Here is a 19288-nt window from a genome sequence, read left to right as displayed (position 1 = left end):
TACTAGGTCTCCATTTGTTTTGCTCTGAAAAGATTATTTTTAGCCGTATTGCAGATGTAAATATATATTTTTGATGTCCAAGTTTTGATCATCTTTTAAAGTCCATCGTCTAAGGCAACAAGTTTATCTTCAGAGATTTGATAATAAGAATGTTTTCCAAAGCTATATTGATCGCCCATGGAATAAACCGTTCCTTGTTCCACTTTATGTAATTTTTGACCTTCTTTGTTATAGAAATGGGCCTTTGAAGAGGTGATCTCTATGGTAAAATCTTGATCCATAATTGACTCGGATGTATAGGTCATATGTGAACCAGAGGGACCTTCAGTATTATTATTATCAAGTTTTATGTCGGTGGCCTTTATAAATTTATTTTTGCCGACTTTGTAGTAGATTTTGTCGGTTTTTAAATCTTTTGGAAACTCGTTTTTTTTACTTGATGATTCAGTTGCCGCATCGACTAAGATAGGACTAGAGAAACTTGCCACGCTAATATCAATACTTAATAGTGAAACAAATAAGAGAGTCTTTTGAATATATTTCATATTTGTATCTCCTTGTATTAAATAAATGATGAAGATTATTAATCGTGGATAACAAGATTTTATTAATTTCCTGTTTTCAAAGTAAATGATAACTTATATTTTTTTTGAAGTCGTGAATATTGTGTAGCCATTCTGTATATAAAAAAACCTTCCTAATTTTGTAATGAAAAACTTAGGAAGATTTTTAGTTAAACTTTTTTGATCAGATGTTTCAAAATGATAAACAATGCAAGGAACAAACCGCTTAGTACCAAAAATAAATTAAAGCTGTTTCCGGTCTGTGGCAGAGGGTTCTTGTATTGATGATAGATTTGAGGGTTAGAACTATTTGATAGTTCGTTGTTGTGAGTATTTGGTGATGAAACTTGATCAGTACCAGGAGCTCCGGGATAGGATGGAATTGGTGTCTCGGGCTGAATAGGGTTAACTGGTAGAACAGGTTTACTTGGTTCGATAGGACCGACTGGTGGTAGAGGATTAGTAGGTGGAACAGGTTTTCCTGGTTCAGTAGGACCGGCTGGTGGTAGAGGATTAGTAGGTGGAACAGGTTTTCCTGGTTCAGTAGGACCAACTGGTGGCAGAGGATTAGTAGGTGGAACAGGTTTACTTGGTTCGGTAGGGTTAGCAGGTCCAGTTACTGGTGGTTTAGGCTTCTTTTTATCGAGTACTTTTACATTAGTATTTTTATCAATAGAAACAGTGAACTCGATAGGTGCTTTATTAGAAGTATAACCAGCAGCAGGTTTCTTTTCTACAAGAGTATATTTGCCGGGGAATAAATTATCGATGGCAATTTGCCCCTTATCGTTTGTTGTTAAATCTTTGGCAATAGTTTTGCCACTACTATCGAATAAGTCGAAGACGGTACCAGGAATGACCGAATTTGTTGCTGCATCTAACTTGGTAAGGATAACTGAACCAGAATCGGTTTCGCTTGGTTCATCTGGTGTTAAAGGTGGCTCAGTCGGAATGTCTGTTTCGGGGCGGTCTTTGCCAAGTATTGCGACATCTTCACCTGCAATAATGGTGAAGTGTAGTTTTTTAATGCTAATTTCAAAACCATCGGGACTAGATACCTCAACTAGGTAATAATTGCCAGGAACTAAATCATTAAGTATGATTTGACCATTTTTATCAGTTACTAAGTTTGACTGAATTAATTTGTCATTGTTATCAAATAATTCATAGGTGGCCCTAGGTAATACTTTGTCATTTTCAACGTCATATTTTGTTAAAGTTACACTACCGACTGATGGTGCTACCGGTTTTGCAACGTTGAATTTGTCTAAAGTTACTGGAGTAGTTTCCCCAGCAACAACGGTAAAATCTATTGGAGTATCGTTAATAATGTATCCAGCTGCTGGATGTGTTTCAACAAAGGAATAATTGCCGGCAGGTAGGTCGGATACAGATATTTCACCATTTAAATCAGTAACAAGTCCAGATTTTATAATATTCCCAGTATTGTCGAGCAGATTGAAAGTTGTTCCGGCAATCAAGTTATTATTGATAGAATCTAGCTTTTTTAATACAACGGCACCAAGTTTTCCGGTATCTTCTTGGGTTAAGGTGGCGTTGGAGTTGCCATTATTGGGAATAGAAAACTTGATTGGAGAATCATTTAATTGATATCCATCTGGAGCGATGACCTCGGTGAGTACATAGTCCCCAAAGGGAAGATCATTAATTGAAAGGGTACCATTTTGATCGGTCCTGATATTATCTGTAATGATTTTACCAGTACTGTCAGTTAGTTCAAAAATGGCTCCTTCAAGCTTTTTTTGAGTTGTGGCATCGATTTTTGTTAAAGTAACTGAACCAGTTTTTATATCACCAGTACCAGTTCCTGAACCACCCCAAGATGTATCCGCATTGACGGTATAATTGCCGTCGCTAGAACCCATAGTGGCATGATTACTCCAAATATTGGTTCCGTTGGTAGTATCAGTTAATTTTACTCGATAATAAATATCAACTGCAGTAGTGACTTTACCTGGGAAGCTGATGATGACCTTACTGCCATCAGTTGTGACGATTGGCTGCAATTGTCCAGCGTCATTAATAAAACTACCGGATTCATAGTGACCGGCATTTGCAGTCAGTGAACCAGAAATGTACTCTTGATTGGGGCCTAGGGTATCGGTAATGACTACATTGTTAAGTTGATGTAGGTTAGGATTAAAGGCCACGTTCCAAGTAACTTCATTAGGTAATCCATTATTATCGTAGCCTGAAACCCAACCGATTTTATTAAACATCCAATTAGAACCATCAACTCCATTTCCAGTACTTGTACCCTTGGAAACTAGGGTCAATGTGCCTTTGCGGTTAGTATCTGTATTGGAAAGACTGTTATTGAAGGTAATGGTGCCGCTAGATGAACCATTCTCAATCGTGGCTGTACCGATCTCTTGACCATCGTTATCATAAATAGGGAAGGATAAATTCCCATTAGAAACCAAACCACTAGGGAGTTCAAATGTGGTGGTATCACCGTTTTCAATTTGAATCCCGTCAGGTAGTGACCAGTTGTAATCAACGTGAAAGTTATCCCAACTGAATAATTCATCTGAAGGTTTTACAACTTGACCTGACATATTTGTCACCGTGGCTTCAGAACTAGTCAATCCAGTAATGGGTATCTCTTTTTTAGCAACTGGAGAGGCACTATTAGAGGTTAATTGTGTTCCTGGCGGTGAAGAGGCTGCCATAGCAATCTGGGTATTGGAAATCATAAAGAACGTGAAGAATAATCCGATCATGGATATTAAAAGTAATAGTTTTTTATTTTTCATCTTTAATATCTCCATTGTGTAGTTTTGAGAGATTGAGACAATGGATACCTCAATTACGAATCGAGTATATTTCGGAATTATTTTCATGTAAATTAAATGAATCTTTTATTACTTTATGTATATAAAAACTGATTAAACGATAGAATTTTCGGCATTTTCTTCAGTAAAATCTATTTGATTTAGATGAGATTTCCTTCTGATAAAGAAAAAAATGCTGAGGCAAGAGAATATTAAAGATATGCCTAAAAGAATCATCATTTCAGGAGTAGCAGAATCACCGATCATCAATGTTTCTCGCAATCCGTTAACGGTGTATGACATTGGCAACCAAGGATGGATGGCCTGAAAAAAGTTATTAGAAAGTTGAATTGGATATGTCCCAGCTGATCCACCTAGTTGAAATACTAATAGAATCATACTGAAGAAGGCGCCAATTTTTCCAAGTACCAAATTTAACCAGTGAACGATAGACATAAAGGTTAATCCAGTCAAAAGCAACATAATGAAAGTAGAGAAGGGATGTACAGGTGCTAAGCCGTCGATTGAGCAAAGCAATAAGAAGATGGCAAGAGCTTCACCAACAACAAAAATACCAGAAACAGTTGCTTTACTTGCCCACCATGCAAATCCAGTCTTAGGAAATTTACGAGGAGTATAGCTATCAAACATCAAGTTGAAAGCTAGGGCGCCAACAAAAAGTGAAACAGAAATCATGTATGGTGCCATACCAGTACCATTGTTCGGTGCAGTGTCACGTTCTTTATGCTTAGTTGTTGTTGGTTTAGCAATTTGGTTATAAGTTAAATTAGTTGCTTTGATACTAGACTTTTTAGCACCAGAGGCAAGATTTTTAGTTAAAGCTTGGTTGCCATCAATTATTTGAGTAATCCCTGAATCCATCAGATTTGAACCATCAGCCAGCCTTTGTGAACCAGTAGCAATCTGGATAGCTCCACTTGTTAGTTGACTTGAACCGGTGGTTAATTTAGAGCCATTGGTAACCAACTGGTTGATTCCTGAATTAAGCGCGTTGGCGCCGGTTGCTAATTGATTAACTCCAGAAGTTAAGCTAGGTATTTGTGAGTTCATTGAACTGATTCCTGAATTTAGAGCCTGGGAACCACTGTTTAATCTTGCTGAATTGTTAGTTAGTTGATTAGTTCCATTACTTAACTCTGCTGTTCCTTGTGCTAATTTGTTAGTATTGCTGTTGATAGTACTGATACCAGAATTGAGCTGATTCATCCCGGTATTTACATTACCCAATTGCGTGGTTAGTTGTTTTGAACCATCGACCAGTTGTGCAATAACTGTGGATAAATTATTTTGAGATTCTGTGAGTGAGGTTTGGAGACCATCAATTTGTGAATTTAATGATGATTGACTACTTATTAGGTTGTTTAAATCATCACTTAATACAGTTGTGGCCTTATTTAAAGAATCATTGTTAGATGTATTTAATGCATTTAAAATTGCTTGTTTTTGATCAGTGGATAAACCTTGTTGATCCGCTACTTGGCTAATCTTATTAGCGGTATTTTGATTGCCATTATTTTGATCAGAGATAGCTTTTTGTAAATCAGTTAAATCTTTTTTTAGAGTATTGGATTGACTATTATTATTATTTGTCAGTTGTGATTTCATATTAGTAATTGAATTATTAAGTTGCTCGGTATTGCTTGAAAGACCAGAGCTAACTTTTTGAAGATTAGTAGTTAACTCTTGACTGACGGAATATAGTTCTCCCATACCAGTATTTAAATTATTTGAATTACTTGCTAGTTGTTGAGTGCCTGAACTTAATGAGGTGGTCCCTGTATTAAGCGAATTAGCAGCATTATTTAATGAACTAACACCTGTGGTATAAGCGTTTATGCCAGAATTTAGTGAGTCGCTTCCGGTTTTTAATTGACCGACACCACTAGTCAGAGCAGATGATTTATCATTTAATTGATTGAGGCCATTGCTTAGAGTATTGGCACCATTGGAGATCTGATCAACGCCTAAAATATATTGATTTAATCCTTGGCTTAAGGTTTCAGAACCGTCCTTAAATGTTAAAGAGCTATTTGCTAGAGTATTCAGACCGGTGGTAATTTGCTGATTAGCGCTTTTTAATTCTGAACCGCCAGTGGCCAATTTACTACTTCCTTTAGCGGCAGTAGACATTCCATTTGATAGCTGTTTGATAGATTTAAACATAGTTTTTGAATATGTTTTGGTAACTTGATTTGAAACTGATTGTGCAACTTTTTGAGCGGCCGATGCGGTCATCTTGGAAGCGGTAAAGTTATGTCCAGCACTTGTTTCATAATGAAGTATCATTTTTTTAGGATTTTTATTTAATAAGGTTGTGGCGTTTTTAGAAAAATTTTCAGGGATGGTAATTACCATATAATATTTACCATTCTTTAGGCCTTTTTTTGCTCCCTTAGTCGTGATAACTTGGAAATCCATTGCGGTAGATTTCTTTAGGTTCTTAGTTAGATCTTGTCCAACTTTTAATTTAGTGCCTTGATAGGTAGTACTTTGATCATGGTTTACTACTGCAACTGGAAGATTCTTTAATTCTCCGTAAGGATTCCACATTGATTTAAGGAAAGTCACAGAATAGATTGAAGGAATAAAGATCATAACCGCAAACACAATTAACATTAACTTGTGCTTTATTAAATATTTCCATTCTTCTTTAATCATTGTTTTACCCCTTTGAAAATATGTTATAGTTTATGCAAAAATAATACTCAACTGTGGCTTAAATAATAACGGCATTGATGTTTGATTACCACAACATAAATACACAATGTGTGTATTATCTTTAATTATATGAAAAAAGGTAAATTATTATGAAAAAAGTTGATCTTCGAGTTCAAAAAACAAACACTGCTTTACAATTGGCATTTAGAAAACTAACTAGAACTACTAGCTATCACAGCATTACCGTCAAAAAATTGACTGATATGGCGGGAATCAATCGGAAGACATTTTATCTACACTACGATTCAATTGATGATTTTTCAAATACGATTGTTGATGAGATTTCTGAAAAATTGATAAATATTATCACAGGTAAACCACTTAAAGAGACATTATCAAAACCAGGATATATTTTTGATAGTGTATTTGATTTTTTTGAACAATCACGTGATTTTTATACATTTATGATGACCTCAGACGAGTATGGCTTTCTTTCTAAAAAGGTAGAGTCTAAGGTTACGGAGGGCTTTGCTAAAGGGCTCCAAGAAGAATTTATTTTGTCAGACTTGGATGCTTATACCTGTGCTAGTTTTTTAACTCGCAATACTTTGATGATGTTTCGACTTTATAACAGTGGCAAAGTCAGTATTGATAAAAGGGAATTTCGTGACCGTTTAATTCGCCTAAATACTAGTGGATTAAGTTCATTTATAGCGGTGCCTAGGAAACTGAATAAATAATTTTTTTAGAATAAATACAAATCAATAAAAAAGCGCTATCATTATATTAGTTGGTATGATGATAGCGCTTTTAAAAAACTATATTATTACTAATAAATAGAAGGGAGGGAACCTGATGGAACTTAAGCAGAATTTAAATCAAAAACAAGTTCAAGGGTTGTCTTTAACACAAGGGATGCGACAATCAATTTTGATTCTACAATCAGATGCGATTGATTTAGCAGATTATTTAAGTGAACAAAGTTTAGAAAATCCATTATTTGATGTTCATGTAAATTTGGATATGCCGTTTGTTGATAGTGGAGAGGGCGCATCTTATCAAATTAAAGATGATCAACAATCATTATTTGAATATTTATTAGATCAAGTACAATTAACAATGCGTAAGACACCATTACGAGATTTGGTAGTATATTTGATTGAACAATTAGATCCAAATGGTTACTTAACGTTAACGGATGAGGAAATATTTAATGAACTAGGTGAGGACATAACTCCAATTATGTTACTTGATGCTAAAACTTTATTGCATCAATTAGATCCTCCTGGGATTGGAGCCAAAGACTTACAGGAGTGTCTATACTTACAGGCTGAAGCAGATAATGCTAATAAGTCTATTATGTCGATGCTAAGCGATAATTTTGAATTGTTTACCCGTCATGAATGGAAGAAACTAAAAAGGGCTTTGAAGTTGTCTAATGCTGAATTGCAAGAGGATGTCAATTTTATTCAGTCATTGTCAGCGAACCCAGGTCAAAGATATACGTCTCAAAATGAACAGTATGTTGTACCCGAATTACAAGTTAAAAAGAATAATGACAAGTTAACACTTTCAATCACTAAGTATGGTCAACCACAATTGATTTTTGCTGAAGAAACTTATGATCGTTTGACCAAGTCTACTGATGATGAGGTTAATCAATATATTCGCAGTAAATATAACCAATACAAGACTCTGGAATATAATTTACAGCGCCGAATTGAAACGGTCTCAATTATTGGTAGATGTATTGTTAAAGCACAATATAAGTTCTTCATGCAAGAGACACAAGCCTTAGAACCATTATTAATTCGTGATGTTGCTCAAAAATTACAAATGAGTGAATCAACTGTTAGCCGTACTATTAATGGAAAGTATATTCAAACTGATTTTGGTATTTTTGAGTTGAAAGAGTTCTTCTCTCGCCGTAGTAAGGTTACTGTTGGTGAAGATCAATCCGTGGATCAAGTTAAAGCCAAAATCAAAAACATTTTGAATGGTGAAGATAAGTCTAAACCATTGAGTGATCAAAAGATTTCAGAGATGTTAAATTCTGATGGCCTACAAATTGCGAGAAGAACCGTTGCTAAGTATCGTGAGCAGTTGGGCTTTCCTGCAACCAGTCGTCGACGAATTTAAGCTTAAAATAGTTTTGGGTGGTCAAATAAATAGTCTGTATGACATCAACTTGTTCTTTAAACACAATTGATGTCATACAGACTATTTTTAGTTTGGGATAAACATGTTAAGAAGTACTGTCTTCTTTTTGGCATAAATTATTTGTATAATATATTAACTAAGGGGTAAATATTGTATGAATATTGGACAGTTGATTAACCAAATAATTTTGATGTTTTGTTTAATGTTAATAGGGGTTTTAATTAATAAATTAGAATTCATGCATTCGCAGACATCAAGTGATTTAACAAATGTTTTATTGTATATTGTATCGCCATGCTTAATTATTAATGCTTTTGAACAACAATACTCAAGCAGTCGGATTAAACAGTTTTTATTAGCGGTTGTTGGAGTTTTTCTGTTGTATATTGTTGAAATTATTATTGCCAGATTTATTTTTGGACGTTTAAAAAATCAGAATTTACGCCGTATAACTCAATATGGAAGTATTTATTCCAATGCTGGGTTTATGGGAATTCCATTGACTAGTTCTTTATTTGGATCGGAGGGGGTCTTCTTTGCAGTTGTTTCCTTAGCAGCGTTCAATATTTTTAGTTGGACTCAAGGAGTCTCTCTTTTTAAAGATAACAATAATGGTACCGTAGAAAAAACTGACTGGCGTCAAGTTATTTTAAATCCTAATATTATTGCTATATTTTTGGGAATTATCTTCTTTATGTTTGCTATTAAAATACCAAGTATACCTAATCAGGTAATTAAATATGTTGGTTCGATCAATACACCATTATCAATGATAGTTATTGGTAATAGTCTAGCAAATATCAAATTTAGTCGAAATATGTTAAATAAAGAAATCGGTTTAACTATTTTGTTGCGTAACTTAATTTTTCCAATTATTGGAATTGTTTTATTAAAATTATTGGGAGTGAACGGAATTGCTTTTTATACGACGATAGTAATGGCCGCCTGTCCAGTTGCCGGGTTAGTGGTATTATTTACTTTGCAAGTTGATGGAGATACTGCACCAGCAATCTCATTGATGAGCTTGTCGACTATTTTAAGTTTGATCACTATTCCAGTAGTTTTTGCCTTAGGGAGTGTTTTGTAAAAATTATTCACCATGTTTTTTACCACGAATAACATGATCGGCGTGTTCAAGCATTTCATTGATCACATCCAAAATATGGGGATCATCTAAGCGATAATAATTAAACTTTCCTTTTTTTTGGGAACTTACCAATTGATGCTGTTTTAAAATTGATAATTGATGGGAAACGACTGATTGTTCGAGATTTAATTTTTGACCAATTTCGTTCACATTTAAGGTATTATTTTCCAGAAGTTTCAGCATTTGTAATCGATTGGGATTACTCAATAGTTTAAAGATCCTTTCGGATTCAATTAAATGTCTATCATCAATTGGTTGAACTTGTACGATCTTATTCATTATTTTTTAAGTCCCTTTTCTGATTATTAAATAATTGCTAGCAAATGTGAAATTAAACCACTATCCCAAAAAACATATAATCCAATTAAAACGTAACAAAATTTCATTAATTTTTCACCATAATTTTTCATAATAATGGAAACAAGATGAATGTTTGCTATCAATTTGATTATAAAAACTATGATAATAGTTAAAACGCTTATAAATACTAAAGTTATCAAAAAGTCGATGTTGGATTCGTTAGCGAGAACAGGTAAAAAAATCGATAAATTACAACCCGCACAAACAGATAGATAAGTGATTAGTACGGTCACAGTATCTGAATGGTGGGTTGTTTTTTTAGAATGATCATCGTCATTGTCATGGAAAGCTAAATAAATAGGCAAGATTCCAAGAATGCCAAGAGTCCATTCCGGTAAAAGGGTTGCTAGGATTTTTCCAATAGTAAAACTGGCAGTCAATAGAATAATGATTCCAATCAAATATCCCAGTAGAACGTTTGATAGTTTATATTTTTTCAATAGGAATAATAGCATAAAGAAAAAATCTAGATTTACACTTAAAAAGGTAATAGTTAATAACCAATAATTCATAGTGGCTCCTTTATATATGTTATATGTAACATATGTCATTTATAACATATATAATATACTAATTTATTTTAAATGCAAAAAAACAATGTTACTAATCAGAGTGCAATTAATAAAATTGTTTGTATTAATATTCAAATTAAGAATTATTTATTTATCATAACATCATGGATAAAATCTAAAGTGATATCGAATAAAGGTTTTAAGATAGCTACAATCATTAAACTGAGGTCAACAAATAATAATTTGATTAACCAAGCGACAGATAAGTTACTAGTGAAATGGAAATAAAGAGCAAAGATTCCTAAAAATACTGCAACGAAAGCGAAAATATAGATAATAACCAGACCAATTAATTCCTCTGTTTTAGTTTCTTGTTTTTGCATAGTAATCTCTCCCTTGAAGCTGAACAAAGTGTCTTTTGACCTGACTCCAGCAATATTTGTATACGCTTACATTATAACATTTTTCAAAATAAAAAAGTTGTTAAAATCCATGTATATCATGGCCTTAACAACTCTTTTTAAAGATTCAAGTATTTGCTTTCAATATAGTATCCATCTTTTAATTCTGCCCAAACACTGTAATTATCTAATTGAACAATTTTATTAACAAGAACCGATTGTCCTCCACGATAGCGTTGGTTATCCATATCACCATAAGGAGTCTTCCAAGCAGTGATATTTTGATCTTTATAATAAAGGATTTTGACAGAACGATTAATATCCATACTATCAATCACAGAGTAAGTGTAACTAATATTACTTGCTGTTTCCGCAAGGGGACTGTTCAGCATCTCCTGACGCGATGAGACTTGGTTGATCGTTTCTGTAACAATACTTTCAGTACTTGGTACCCAAGTATTGCCGCCTAAATTGTACCAAATTGTATTGCTATAGATTTCTTGAACAGCTCGATATACTTTCCAAGTTGTTCCATAGGGTAGTGTCTTTTCGAGTGGAACTTTGTTTAAAGGCTGGCTGTATGCGTTGATATCAGCGGCAGTTTCTACGAAAAGATTTTTGGTAATTTTATACTCTTTTATTGGTAATACATTGTAAATATATTCTTGTTCTTGAACATGTTGAGTAAATTGGCCACGAGCCTTTTTGGGAGATCTAATCAAAAAGTGATTGGCTTCTTCTAAAGGCTTAGTGTCATATTCACAATTTAATTCACCGACTAGATACTCTGGATCAGAAATTAAATTACCATCAGTATTGCGATGATAAACAATAACTGGAGCTGATAATTGGTTAGCATAGACAAGATAGATCCCGTCAGGATTAGGGATGAATGTCTGTTGAAAATTAGTAACTGAAGATAATACATATCCTGGGATCTCTTGCCAAGGAATATCCAATTTATCTAGGTAATGTCCCTTGATAGTTTTAGATTGGGCGATGTCTTTACCTAAAGAATCAACGTAGTGAATCTTGATTAGGACATCATCGCGAGCTATTTTTTTTACTTTAGGTGAGAGTACATCGTTTTCCATAGTTCTTTCCCCGTTATGGGAAAAGCGTTTGCTTGTCTTCTTTCCCATAATATTCCCTTCTAACGTTAAATTAGTGTAATTCTAACATGAAAAAATAACTTAAATTTCCTTTATATAGCTATCTTAAAGATATTTAAAGGAAAACTAATAAAGAGTAAAGAAAATTTTAAACTTTAACTTCTTTCTATAAATAAATTCATTAATTATAAATAATGTCAAATGATTACGTTTATAAATTTATCCATTATTTTAAAAATAAATTTCCATAAAATGGATTATTCAGTAATGGAAGTCATGATATTATTACTATGCTAATTTAGAAGAAAGGGGTTACATGATGAGTAAATTCAAAAAACGCTGGTTATTAGTAGTGATATTTTTTTCCATATTATCTGCCTTATTATTTAATCAACATTATAGGGATGTCAGTGCAGAAGAAGTTGAGACTACTGAAGTTACTCCATATAAAAAACCCACAGGTGATGTTAGAAAATTTTTGGGCATTTGGTTGACTTCAGGGTATGCTCTACAACCGGCTGATACTAATTATGTGGTAGTGGATCAATCTAAAACCCTTTATACAGATCAAGCACGTTCATTTGCAATAACTTTATTAGCACCTTTACATGGAAAAAATTATCAATGGTTCAAGTCAACCGATGGTAAAACTTGGTCCAAAGTATCAAAAGCAGATGGCGGTGAAAAACAAAATTTAGCTGTTAAACCGACCGCAGTAGGAACAACATATTACCAGCAAGAAACCTATTGGAAAGGATTGTTGATTACATCTACTGAAATCTATTCCAAAGTTGCAACAGTACATGCTATACCAGAACCAACTGATGCTACGAAGGTTGACGTTACAACAGATGATGATTATCTTTATAATTCATCAGCTCAAGATAATATTGTATCTAATACTACGTATGCTAGAGCTAAAGTAACACCCGAAAATGCTACGGGTGATGTAACATGGAGTGTTGATAATACCAATTTGGCTACAATTGATCCTAATACTGGGTTGATTACAGCTAATACCGCTCGTCGTAAGGGAACAGTTACAGTAACAGCAACGGTGAATAATCCAATTGGACCCGATATTTCTGGTAGTACGGAAATCCTTATTGGTGAGGGCTTGGAAGATCAAACGGTTAAAGCTGGAAAAACAGCAACATTTAGCTTACGAGGAAATGTTGGCGATCTAGATGAAGATGATGAAAACAATTATACTGTTAGATGGTTTAAGGAAGATCCAATAACTCATCATAAAGTTCAATTAGACCTTGATCCTAAAGCATTGTCTTATACAACGCCAAAGACAACACTTAATGATGACGGAACGTCTTTTCAAGCAATTATTACTGTAAAAATTGCTGGAAAAAGTTATTCATATACTACAGGATTAGCTTACTTATATGTAATCCCTGATGGTGGTCCCAATCTTGAGATTAATAATACTTTAACTGATGATGATTTTGATGATGGAACTAATACGGATACAATACTTTTTGGTGTAAATAATGGAGATACGATCACTTATCATAATACATTAACCAATATTAGTACTAGTGGAACTTTGAAGGATAGCACTTATACTTTGCCGTTGAAAAAAGGAACCGGTGTCAGTAGTGTAAAGATCGATGGGGCTGAAACGACAGACTATAAATTAACTGATAATGACGTAACTGATAGTTTGGATTTGTCTATTCCTAATTTGATTTTCAAAATAAATCAAGTACATAATATTGAGGTAACTACTAAGGTATCAGGAATCACTAAAAGAGAATCATTTGCAAGTGTTCCATATATTCAAGGTAAAGATGATGACAATGACAGTTATCAAAAAGTTGGACAAAGCGAAACTTTGAATTATACGACTGGTAGTATTGAAATCAATAAGGTTCGTGATATTGATTATGGAACGATTAATACACTTGGATCAGGTCAAACCATTAAGAGACAGGACGAACTGAATTTACCAAATAATATAATGGAAGTTGAAGATATGCGTCGTTATAAATTGCCTTTGAAAGTTAGAGTTTCTCAAACTGATGAGTTGAAAAATGACAATGGAGATGTACTTGCAGGAAGATTAAGATTTTATGACAATGGTAAATATCAAGATTTATTTGAAAATGATACAGTGGTTGCTGAATCTGGTGCAGATGAAGAATTATATTCAATTGGTTGGGATGAGAACAATGGAATATTATTGTTTTTAGAATCTAAATGGAATGCAAGTGGGACATATAAAACAACGTTGAACTGGACAATTGAAGATAGTATTTAGATTGTAATTTTGGTAAAAATCACTTTAATCAAATATAATTATTACATATTAATTTGGGGGTGACTTTTATGAAAAAATTCTTACTAATAGTGAGCATTGTTATTGTCGCAGGAGGAATAGTAGCAGGTTGCTCTATGGGAAAGCAATCTAGTAATTCTAATAGATCTTCAACGTCAAAGGGATTAAAAGATGAGGTTAAGGTTACTGTAAATGAGGCTGTTGATGTCTATGAAAAGAAATTTCCGGGTATAAACGTTTTATCTGTTGAATTGAAGGAAGAAATGGGCAAGCCGCTATACATTATTGAAGGTGCCGATGATACGACTGAATATCAATTAAACATTAATGCTGTTAATAAAAAAATCAAACAAAAGTCTGAAGAACCTGTAGATGAAGATGATCTTAATGAAGTCAAAACAAAAAAGTTAGATATTGATAAAGTGATTAGTTTAAAAAAAGCTGCTCAAATAGCTGAGAAAGAAACTAATGGTGGACAAGGGAGTGAATTTAAACTAGAGAAAGAACATGGTACTAATATATGGGAGGTTAGTGTTAAAGATAGAGAAATAATCATTAATGCCGAAACGGGAAAAGTTGTTAAGGTAGATGATGATTAATAATATAGCAAAAGAGCAGGTCATCAAATGATGATCTGCTCTTTTTAAGCACCACTATTTTTCTTCGGTATCAGGTGCACTATACTTAGAAATTTTAATTTCACCTTTGTCGAGATGAGCTTCAAGTTCTTTATCCTTAGGATGATCCAAGAAGTAGTCGGCAACTTTGTCTTCAATTTGTTCTTCAATCACACGACGAAGTGGACGAGCACCCATCTTAGGGTTGAATCCTAAATCAACTAATTTGTCTTTAGCATCTTTAGTAACATGAATACTTAAACCTTGATCGGCAATCATCTTATTAGTATCAGTTAACATTAGGTCAACAATCTTCAATAGATTATTCTTAGTTAATGAATTAAACTCGACGATACCATCAAATCTATTTAAGAATTCAGGTTTAAAGAACTCTGATAAACGATTCATAACTGAATTGGTAGTTCCGTTTGCTGTAGCACCAAAACCAACATTAGCTTCTTGGATACCTTGGCCAGCATTTGAGGTCATGATAATAATAGTATCTTTGAAACTAACAGTTCTACCTTGAGAATCAGTCAAACGACCATCATCAAGAATTTGCAAGAACATATGCATAACATCAGGATGAGCCTTTTCAATTTCATCTAACAAGATCAAACTATATGGATTACGACGAACTTGTTCAGTCAATTGACCAGCTTCTTCATATCCAACATACCCTGGAGGTGAACCGATCAATTTAGAAACTGAATGTTTCTCCATGTACTCGGACATATCGAATCGAATCATTGAATCCTCAGAACCGAATAGTTCACGAGCTAGTTGTTTAGCAAGTTCAGTTTTACCAACACCAGTAGGTCCTACAAATAGGAAGGAACCAATTGGGCGGCCTGATTTATTGAAACCAACACGATTACGACGAATAGCCTTGGCAACATCGCTAACAGCTTTATCTTGACCAATAATATGACTCTTCAAATCAGAATCCAAGTTCTTCAATTGAGCTTGCTCATTTGATTGAAGTTCGCCAACAGGAATATTAGTCTTCTCTTCAATGATTTTTTCGATTTCCTTGTCGGTTACAATATTTTGACCGGCAGGTTCATCTTTACTGCTGTCTTTCATATTTTGAAATTTAGTAACTTGGTCACGATAGTAAGCAGCTTTTTCGTAGTCTTCATTACGTAGGGCGGCTTGCTTTTGGACCTCAGCATCAGAAATCTTATTATCTAAGTCAGCCATGTCAACGTGATTGATTTGCAAGTTCTTCTTAGAACCAGCTTCATCAAGTAAGTCAATGGCCTTGTCAGGTAAGAATCTATCCTGAATATAACGAGCTGATAATTCAGCGGCAGCTTGGATAGCTTCATTAGAGTACTTAACATGATGGTAATCTTCGTATTTAGGTTGTAGACCCTTTAAAATTTGGATAGTTTCATCAACTGTTGGTTCATTTACTTGAACTGGCTGTAAACGACGTTCAAGTGCAGAATCCTTTTCAATAGTACGATATTCATTTAAAGTAGTTGCACCAACTAATTGTAGTTCGCCACGGGCTAGGGCAGGCTTCAATACATTGCCAGCATCCATACCACCTTCAGCGTTTCCAGCACCGACGATTTCATGAATCTCATCAATGAAAAGAATGATATCTTTGTTCTTTTGGAGTTCATTGATTAATTGTTGCATTCTTTGTTCAAATTGACCACGAACGCCGGTACCTTGTACTAGAGAAACAACATCTAAACGTACAACACGTTTATTTTGTAATTTCTCAGGTACGTCACCATCAACGATCTTTTGAGCAAGACCTTCAACAACGGCTGTTTTACCAACACCAGCTTCACCAATTAAAACTGGATTATTCTTAGTTCTTCTATTTAATATTTCAATTACTCGATTAATTTCCTTGTCACGGCCAATAACGGGATCGATTTGACCCTTTTTAGCAAGGGCGGTAAGATCGACACCATATTGATCTAAGACTCCGTTACCACGAGGTTTACGACCGTTTCCACCGCCGTTACCTGTTTGTGTTTGGGGACCTTGTTGCTCGAAAGCATTAGGTTGTTGTCCACCGTTTAAGGCGTTGAACAAGTCTTCAAAACTAGAAAATCCACCGTTTGGATTTTGTGCCATATTATTCATACCTTCGTTAGCTTGATTTCTTAATTTTTGATAACAGTCTTGGCAGAGATTGATTTCCGTCCGTTGACCATTAACACTTGTATACAAATGAATGGTTGCTTCATTCTTTTGACAATTCTGACATAACATTCGCACCCCACCTTTCCTTAATCACAGGATACAACGGTAGTATATAATTAGCACTCAACTAATGCAAGTGCTAAGTCTTAAAAAAACTGAAATTTATTATTTCAATAGTAGAAAAAATATTTATTTCAATGTTCTATGAAAAAGATTGATAATATAAACGCTTTCAGGCTCTAGTGTTGTAAGCGTTAAACGGCTTATCACAGTTGACTTATCTCAACTTTTTTTAGGCATGCCCCTTGTGAAAATTCAAAGATAATGGTAAATTAATTAGTGAATATTTGTAGTATTACTACAGAATTTTATAATTATATGGTGAGGTATTTATTATGGAAAAGAAAGATTTTCACATTATTGCAGAAACAGGAATCCACGCACGTCCAGCTACTATGTTGGTACAAACAGCAAGTAAGTTTAGCTCAGATATCAATATCGAATTTTCAGGTAAATCAGTAAACTTGAAGTCAATCATGGGTGTTATGTCACTTGGTGTTGGCCAAGGTGCTGACGTTACAATTACTGCTGATGGTGATGACGCTGCTGATGCAGTTGCAGCTATTGCAGACACAATGACAAAAGAAGGTTTGGCAGAATAATGGTTAAAACTATTAAAGGAATTGCAGCCAGTGATGGTATCGCTACTGCAGAAGCATACCTTTTAGTTCAACCAGATTTGTCTTTCACAAAGAAAAGTATTTCAGATGCTGATGTAGAAGTCGGTCGTCTTAAGGATGCTATTTCAACATCAGATGATGAACTAACAAAGATCAGAGATATCGCTAAAGAATCTCTAGGTGAAGAGGAAGCTCAAGTCTTTGATGCTCACAAGATGATTTTGGCTGATCCAGAATTTACAGGTGCAGTTGAACAAGAAGTTAAAGATAAGAACATCAATGCCGAACAAGCATTACACGATGTCTCAGAGAACTTTATCGCTATTTTTGAAGGAATGACAGATAACCCTTATATGCAAGAAAGAGCCGCTGATGTACGCGATGTTACAAAGCGTGTTATGGCTCACTTACTAGGCGTTTCACTTCCAAACCCAGCATTGATCGACCATGATGTCGTTATTGTTGCTCACGATTTGACACCTAGTGATACTGCTCAATTGAACAGCTTCGTTAAGGGATTTGTTACTGATATCGGTGGTCGTACAGCTCACTCAGCTATTATGGCCCGTTCACTAGAACTACCAGCTGTTGTTGGTACTGATACAATCACATCTGATGTTAGAGATGGAGATAAGGTCATCGTTGATGGTTTAAACGGTGCAGCTATTGTTGATCCTTCTGATGAGGATGTTAAACATTATGAAGAATTAGCTAAGAACTTTGCTGACGAAAAAGCAGAGTGGGAAAAATTAAAGAATGAACCATCAGTTACAGCCGATGGCAAACACTTTGATATTGCAGCTAATATCGGTACTCCAGATGATCTTCAAGGTGTTGTTGACAATGGTGCTGAAGGTATCGGTTTGTATCGTACAGAATTCTTGTACATGCAATCAGAAAGTCTTCCATCTGAAGATGATCAATTCAAGGCTTACAAGAAGGTTCTTGAAGGTATGAATGGCAAGCCAGTTGTTGTTCGTACAATGGATATCGGTGGAGACAAGCATTTACCATACTTGCCACTACCAGAAGAAATGAACCCATTCTTAGGTTATCGTGCTATCCGTATCAGTTTGGATAGACAGGAAATCTTTAGAACTCAACTAAGAGCTTTGCTACGTGCATCTGCTTTTGGTCAATTACGTATCATGTTCCCAATGATCGGTACATTGCAAGAGTTTAGAGATGCTAAGAAGGTCTTTGAAGAAGAGAAGGCTAACTTAGTCAAAGATGGTGTTGAAGTTTCTGACAACATTCAATTAGGAATGATGATGGAAGTTCCAGCGGCTGCTGTTCTTGCTGACCAATTTGCTAAAGAAGTAGACTTCTTCAGTATTGGTACAAACGATTTGATTCAATATACAATGGCTGCTGATCGTGGTAATGAACACGTTTCATACCTATATCAACCATACAACCCTTCAATTTTGAGATTGATCAAGCATGTTATTGAATCAGCTCATAAAGAAGGCAAGTGGGCTGGTATGTGTGGTGAAGCTGCTGGTGACAACACTATGGTTCCATTGCTATTGAGCATGGGTCTTGATGAATATTCAATGAGTGCTACATCAGTTCTTCGTGTAAGAAGTTTGATGAAGAAGTTGAGTACTAAAGACTTAGCTACATTAGCTGATCGTGCTGTTAACGAGTCAATCACTAATGAAGATAACAAAAAACTTGTTGATGAATACTTGAACAAGTAATCAAAGTAACAAAAAAAAGAGTTCGCATAAGCGGGCTCTTTTTTTGTTCTAATTATTGTTGTTAATATATCGTAAGCACCTAATAACTGACCGTCTATGA

15 protein-coding genes are annotated in these 19288 nt (G+C 34.6%); 7 read left to right on the top strand and 8 right to left on the bottom strand.

The window, feature by feature from the left end:
- Positions 1 to 95 precede the first annotated feature (95 nt).
- The 3 genes from CBP76_RS08280 to CBP76_RS08270 form a co-directional block, all read right to left on the bottom strand.
- Positions 96 to 545 carry an SLAP domain-containing protein gene (locus CBP76_RS08280; protein WP_102196433.1) on the bottom strand — a complete coding sequence of 150 codons (450 nt, stop codon included), beginning with the start codon at positions 543 to 545 and terminating at the stop codon, positions 96 to 98.
- Between the two features lie 188 nt (positions 546 to 733).
- Positions 734 to 3340 carry a SpaA isopeptide-forming pilin-related protein gene (locus CBP76_RS08275; RefSeq protein ID WP_166667230.1) on the bottom strand — a complete coding sequence of 869 codons (2607 nt, stop codon included), beginning with the start codon at positions 3338 to 3340 and terminating at the stop codon, positions 734 to 736.
- Between the two features lie 132 nt (positions 3341 to 3472).
- Positions 3473 to 6037, bottom strand: a complete 2565-nt coding sequence (locus CBP76_RS08270) for a YhgE/Pip domain-containing protein (protein ID WP_102196431.1) — start codon at positions 6035 to 6037, stop codon at positions 3473 to 3475.
- Between the two features lie 149 nt (positions 6038 to 6186).
- Here CBP76_RS08270 and CBP76_RS08265 point away from each other — a divergent pair, with 149 nt between their 5' ends.
- The 3 genes from CBP76_RS08265 (at position 6187) to CBP76_RS08255 (ending at position 9284) form a co-directional block, all read left to right on the top strand.
- Positions 6187 to 6777 carry a TetR/AcrR family transcriptional regulator gene (locus CBP76_RS08265; protein ID WP_102196430.1) on the top strand — a complete coding sequence of 197 codons (591 nt, stop codon included), beginning with the start codon at positions 6187 to 6189 and terminating at the stop codon, positions 6775 to 6777.
- 115 nt (positions 6778 to 6892) lie between these two features.
- On the top strand, positions 6893 to 8176 hold the full coding sequence (gene rpoN, locus CBP76_RS08260; RefSeq protein ID WP_102196429.1) for an RNA polymerase factor sigma-54: 1284 nt from the start codon (positions 6893 to 6895) through the stop codon (positions 8174 to 8176).
- Positions 8177 to 8351: 175 nt separating this feature from the next.
- Positions 8352 to 9284: an AEC family transporter gene (locus CBP76_RS08255; RefSeq protein ID WP_102196428.1), complete on the top strand. Its 933-nt coding sequence runs from the start codon at positions 8352 to 8354 to the stop codon at positions 9282 to 9284.
- Between the two features lie 3 nt (positions 9285 to 9287).
- Here the strand turns inward: CBP76_RS08255 and CBP76_RS08250 are convergent, their stop codons facing one another.
- From CBP76_RS08250 to CBP76_RS08235, 4 genes are all read right to left on the bottom strand, one after another.
- On the bottom strand, positions 9288 to 9623 hold the full coding sequence (locus tag CBP76_RS08250) for an ArsR/SmtB family transcription factor (protein ID WP_102196427.1): 336 nt from the start codon (positions 9621 to 9623) through the stop codon (positions 9288 to 9290).
- A 26-nt stretch (positions 9624 to 9649) separates the two neighbouring features.
- On the bottom strand, positions 9650 to 10216 hold the full coding sequence (locus tag CBP76_RS08245) for a cadmium resistance transporter (protein WP_102196426.1): 567 nt from the start codon (positions 10214 to 10216) through the stop codon (positions 9650 to 9652).
- A gap of 143 nt (positions 10217 to 10359) precedes the next feature.
- Entirely contained in the window at positions 10360 to 10599 is a 240-nt protein-coding gene (locus CBP76_RS08240) for a hypothetical protein (RefSeq protein ID WP_102196425.1), read from the bottom strand.
- A gap of 137 nt (positions 10600 to 10736) precedes the next feature.
- Positions 10737 to 11759 (bottom strand): MucBP domain-containing protein, encoded by a 1023-nt coding sequence (locus tag CBP76_RS08235; RefSeq protein ID WP_102196424.1) that lies wholly within the window; start codon positions 11757 to 11759, stop codon positions 10737 to 10739.
- A 289-nt stretch (positions 11760 to 12048) separates the two neighbouring features.
- Here CBP76_RS08235 and CBP76_RS08230 point away from each other — a divergent pair, with 289 nt between their 5' ends.
- On the top strand, positions 12049 to 14001 hold the full coding sequence (locus CBP76_RS08230; protein WP_166667229.1) for an Ig-like domain-containing protein: 1953 nt from the start codon (positions 12049 to 12051) through the stop codon (positions 13999 to 14001).
- Positions 14002 to 14069: 68 nt separating this feature from the next.
- Entirely contained in the window at positions 14070 to 14618 is a 549-nt protein-coding gene (locus CBP76_RS08225) for a PepSY domain-containing protein (protein ID WP_102196422.1), read from the top strand.
- A gap of 54 nt (positions 14619 to 14672) precedes the next feature.
- Here the strand turns inward: CBP76_RS08225 and CBP76_RS08220 are convergent, their stop codons facing one another.
- Positions 14673 to 16874 (bottom strand): ATP-dependent Clp protease ATP-binding subunit, encoded by a 2202-nt coding sequence (locus CBP76_RS08220; protein ID WP_102196421.1) that lies wholly within the window; start codon positions 16872 to 16874, stop codon positions 14673 to 14675.
- 326 nt (positions 16875 to 17200) lie between these two features.
- Between CBP76_RS08220 and CBP76_RS08215 the strand changes: the two genes are divergently transcribed.
- Positions 17201 to 17467: a phosphocarrier protein HPr gene (locus tag CBP76_RS08215; RefSeq protein ID WP_057867454.1), complete on the top strand. Its 267-nt coding sequence runs from the start codon at positions 17201 to 17203 to the stop codon at positions 17465 to 17467.
- Positions 17467 to 19188 carry a phosphoenolpyruvate--protein phosphotransferase gene (gene ptsP / locus CBP76_RS08210; protein ID WP_102196420.1) on the top strand — a complete coding sequence of 574 codons (1722 nt, stop codon included), beginning with the start codon at positions 17467 to 17469 and terminating at the stop codon, positions 19186 to 19188. The genes CBP76_RS08215 and ptsP overlap by 1 nt, the downstream gene beginning before the upstream one ends.
- The last annotated feature ends 100 nt before the right edge of the window (positions 19189 to 19288 follow it).

Origin of the sequence: Companilactobacillus nuruki, from assembly GCF_002872255.1 — a bacterium.
Taxonomy (GTDB): domain Bacteria; phylum Bacillota; class Bacilli; order Lactobacillales; family Lactobacillaceae; genus Companilactobacillus; species Companilactobacillus nuruki.
The sequence above is the reverse complement of the archived record's forward strand: the minus strand, read 5'-3'. Positions and strand labels throughout refer to the sequence as shown.

Bases quoted from the DNA above. Each gene is read 5' to 3' on its own strand.
- CBP76_RS08280 (WP_102196433.1), bottom strand. From the start codon at position 545: ATGAAATATATTCAAAAGACTCTCTTATTTGTTTCACTATTAAGTATT.
- CBP76_RS08275 (WP_166667230.1), bottom strand. From the start codon at position 3,340: ATGAAAAATAAAAAACTATTACTTTTAATATCCATGATCGGATTATTC.
- CBP76_RS08270 (WP_102196431.1), bottom strand. From the start codon at position 6,037: ATGATTAAAGAAGAATGGAAATATTTAATAAAGCACAAGTTAATGTTA.
- CBP76_RS08265 (WP_102196430.1), top strand. From the start codon at position 6,187: ATGAAAAAAGTTGATCTTCGAGTTCAAAAAACAAACACTGCTTTACAA.
- rpoN (WP_102196429.1), top strand. From the start codon at position 6,893: ATGGAACTTAAGCAGAATTTAAATCAAAAACAAGTTCAAGGGTTGTCT.
- CBP76_RS08255 (WP_102196428.1), top strand. From the start codon at position 8,352: ATGAATATTGGACAGTTGATTAACCAAATAATTTTGATGTTTTGTTTA.
- CBP76_RS08250 (WP_102196427.1), bottom strand. From the start codon at position 9,623: ATGAATAAGATCGTACAAGTTCAACCAATTGATGATAGACATTTAATT.
- CBP76_RS08245 (WP_102196426.1), bottom strand. From the start codon at position 10,216: ATGAATTATTGGTTATTAACTATTACCTTTTTAAGTGTAAATCTAGAT.
- CBP76_RS08240 (WP_102196425.1), bottom strand. From the start codon at position 10,599: ATGCAAAAACAAGAAACTAAAACAGAGGAATTAATTGGTCTGGTTATT.
- CBP76_RS08235 (WP_102196424.1), bottom strand. From the start codon at position 11,759: ATGGGAAAGAAGACAAGCAAACGCTTTTCCCATAACGGGGAAAGAACT.
- CBP76_RS08230 (WP_166667229.1), top strand. From the start codon at position 12,049: ATGAGTAAATTCAAAAAACGCTGGTTATTAGTAGTGATATTTTTTTCC.
- CBP76_RS08225 (WP_102196422.1), top strand. From the start codon at position 14,070: ATGAAAAAATTCTTACTAATAGTGAGCATTGTTATTGTCGCAGGAGGA.
- CBP76_RS08220 (WP_102196421.1), bottom strand. From the start codon at position 16,874: ATGTTATGTCAGAATTGTCAAAAGAATGAAGCAACCATTCATTTGTAT.
- CBP76_RS08215 (WP_057867454.1), top strand. From the start codon at position 17,201: ATGGAAAAGAAAGATTTTCACATTATTGCAGAAACAGGAATCCACGCA.
- ptsP (WP_102196420.1), top strand. From the start codon at position 17,467: ATGGTTAAAACTATTAAAGGAATTGCAGCCAGTGATGGTATCGCTACT.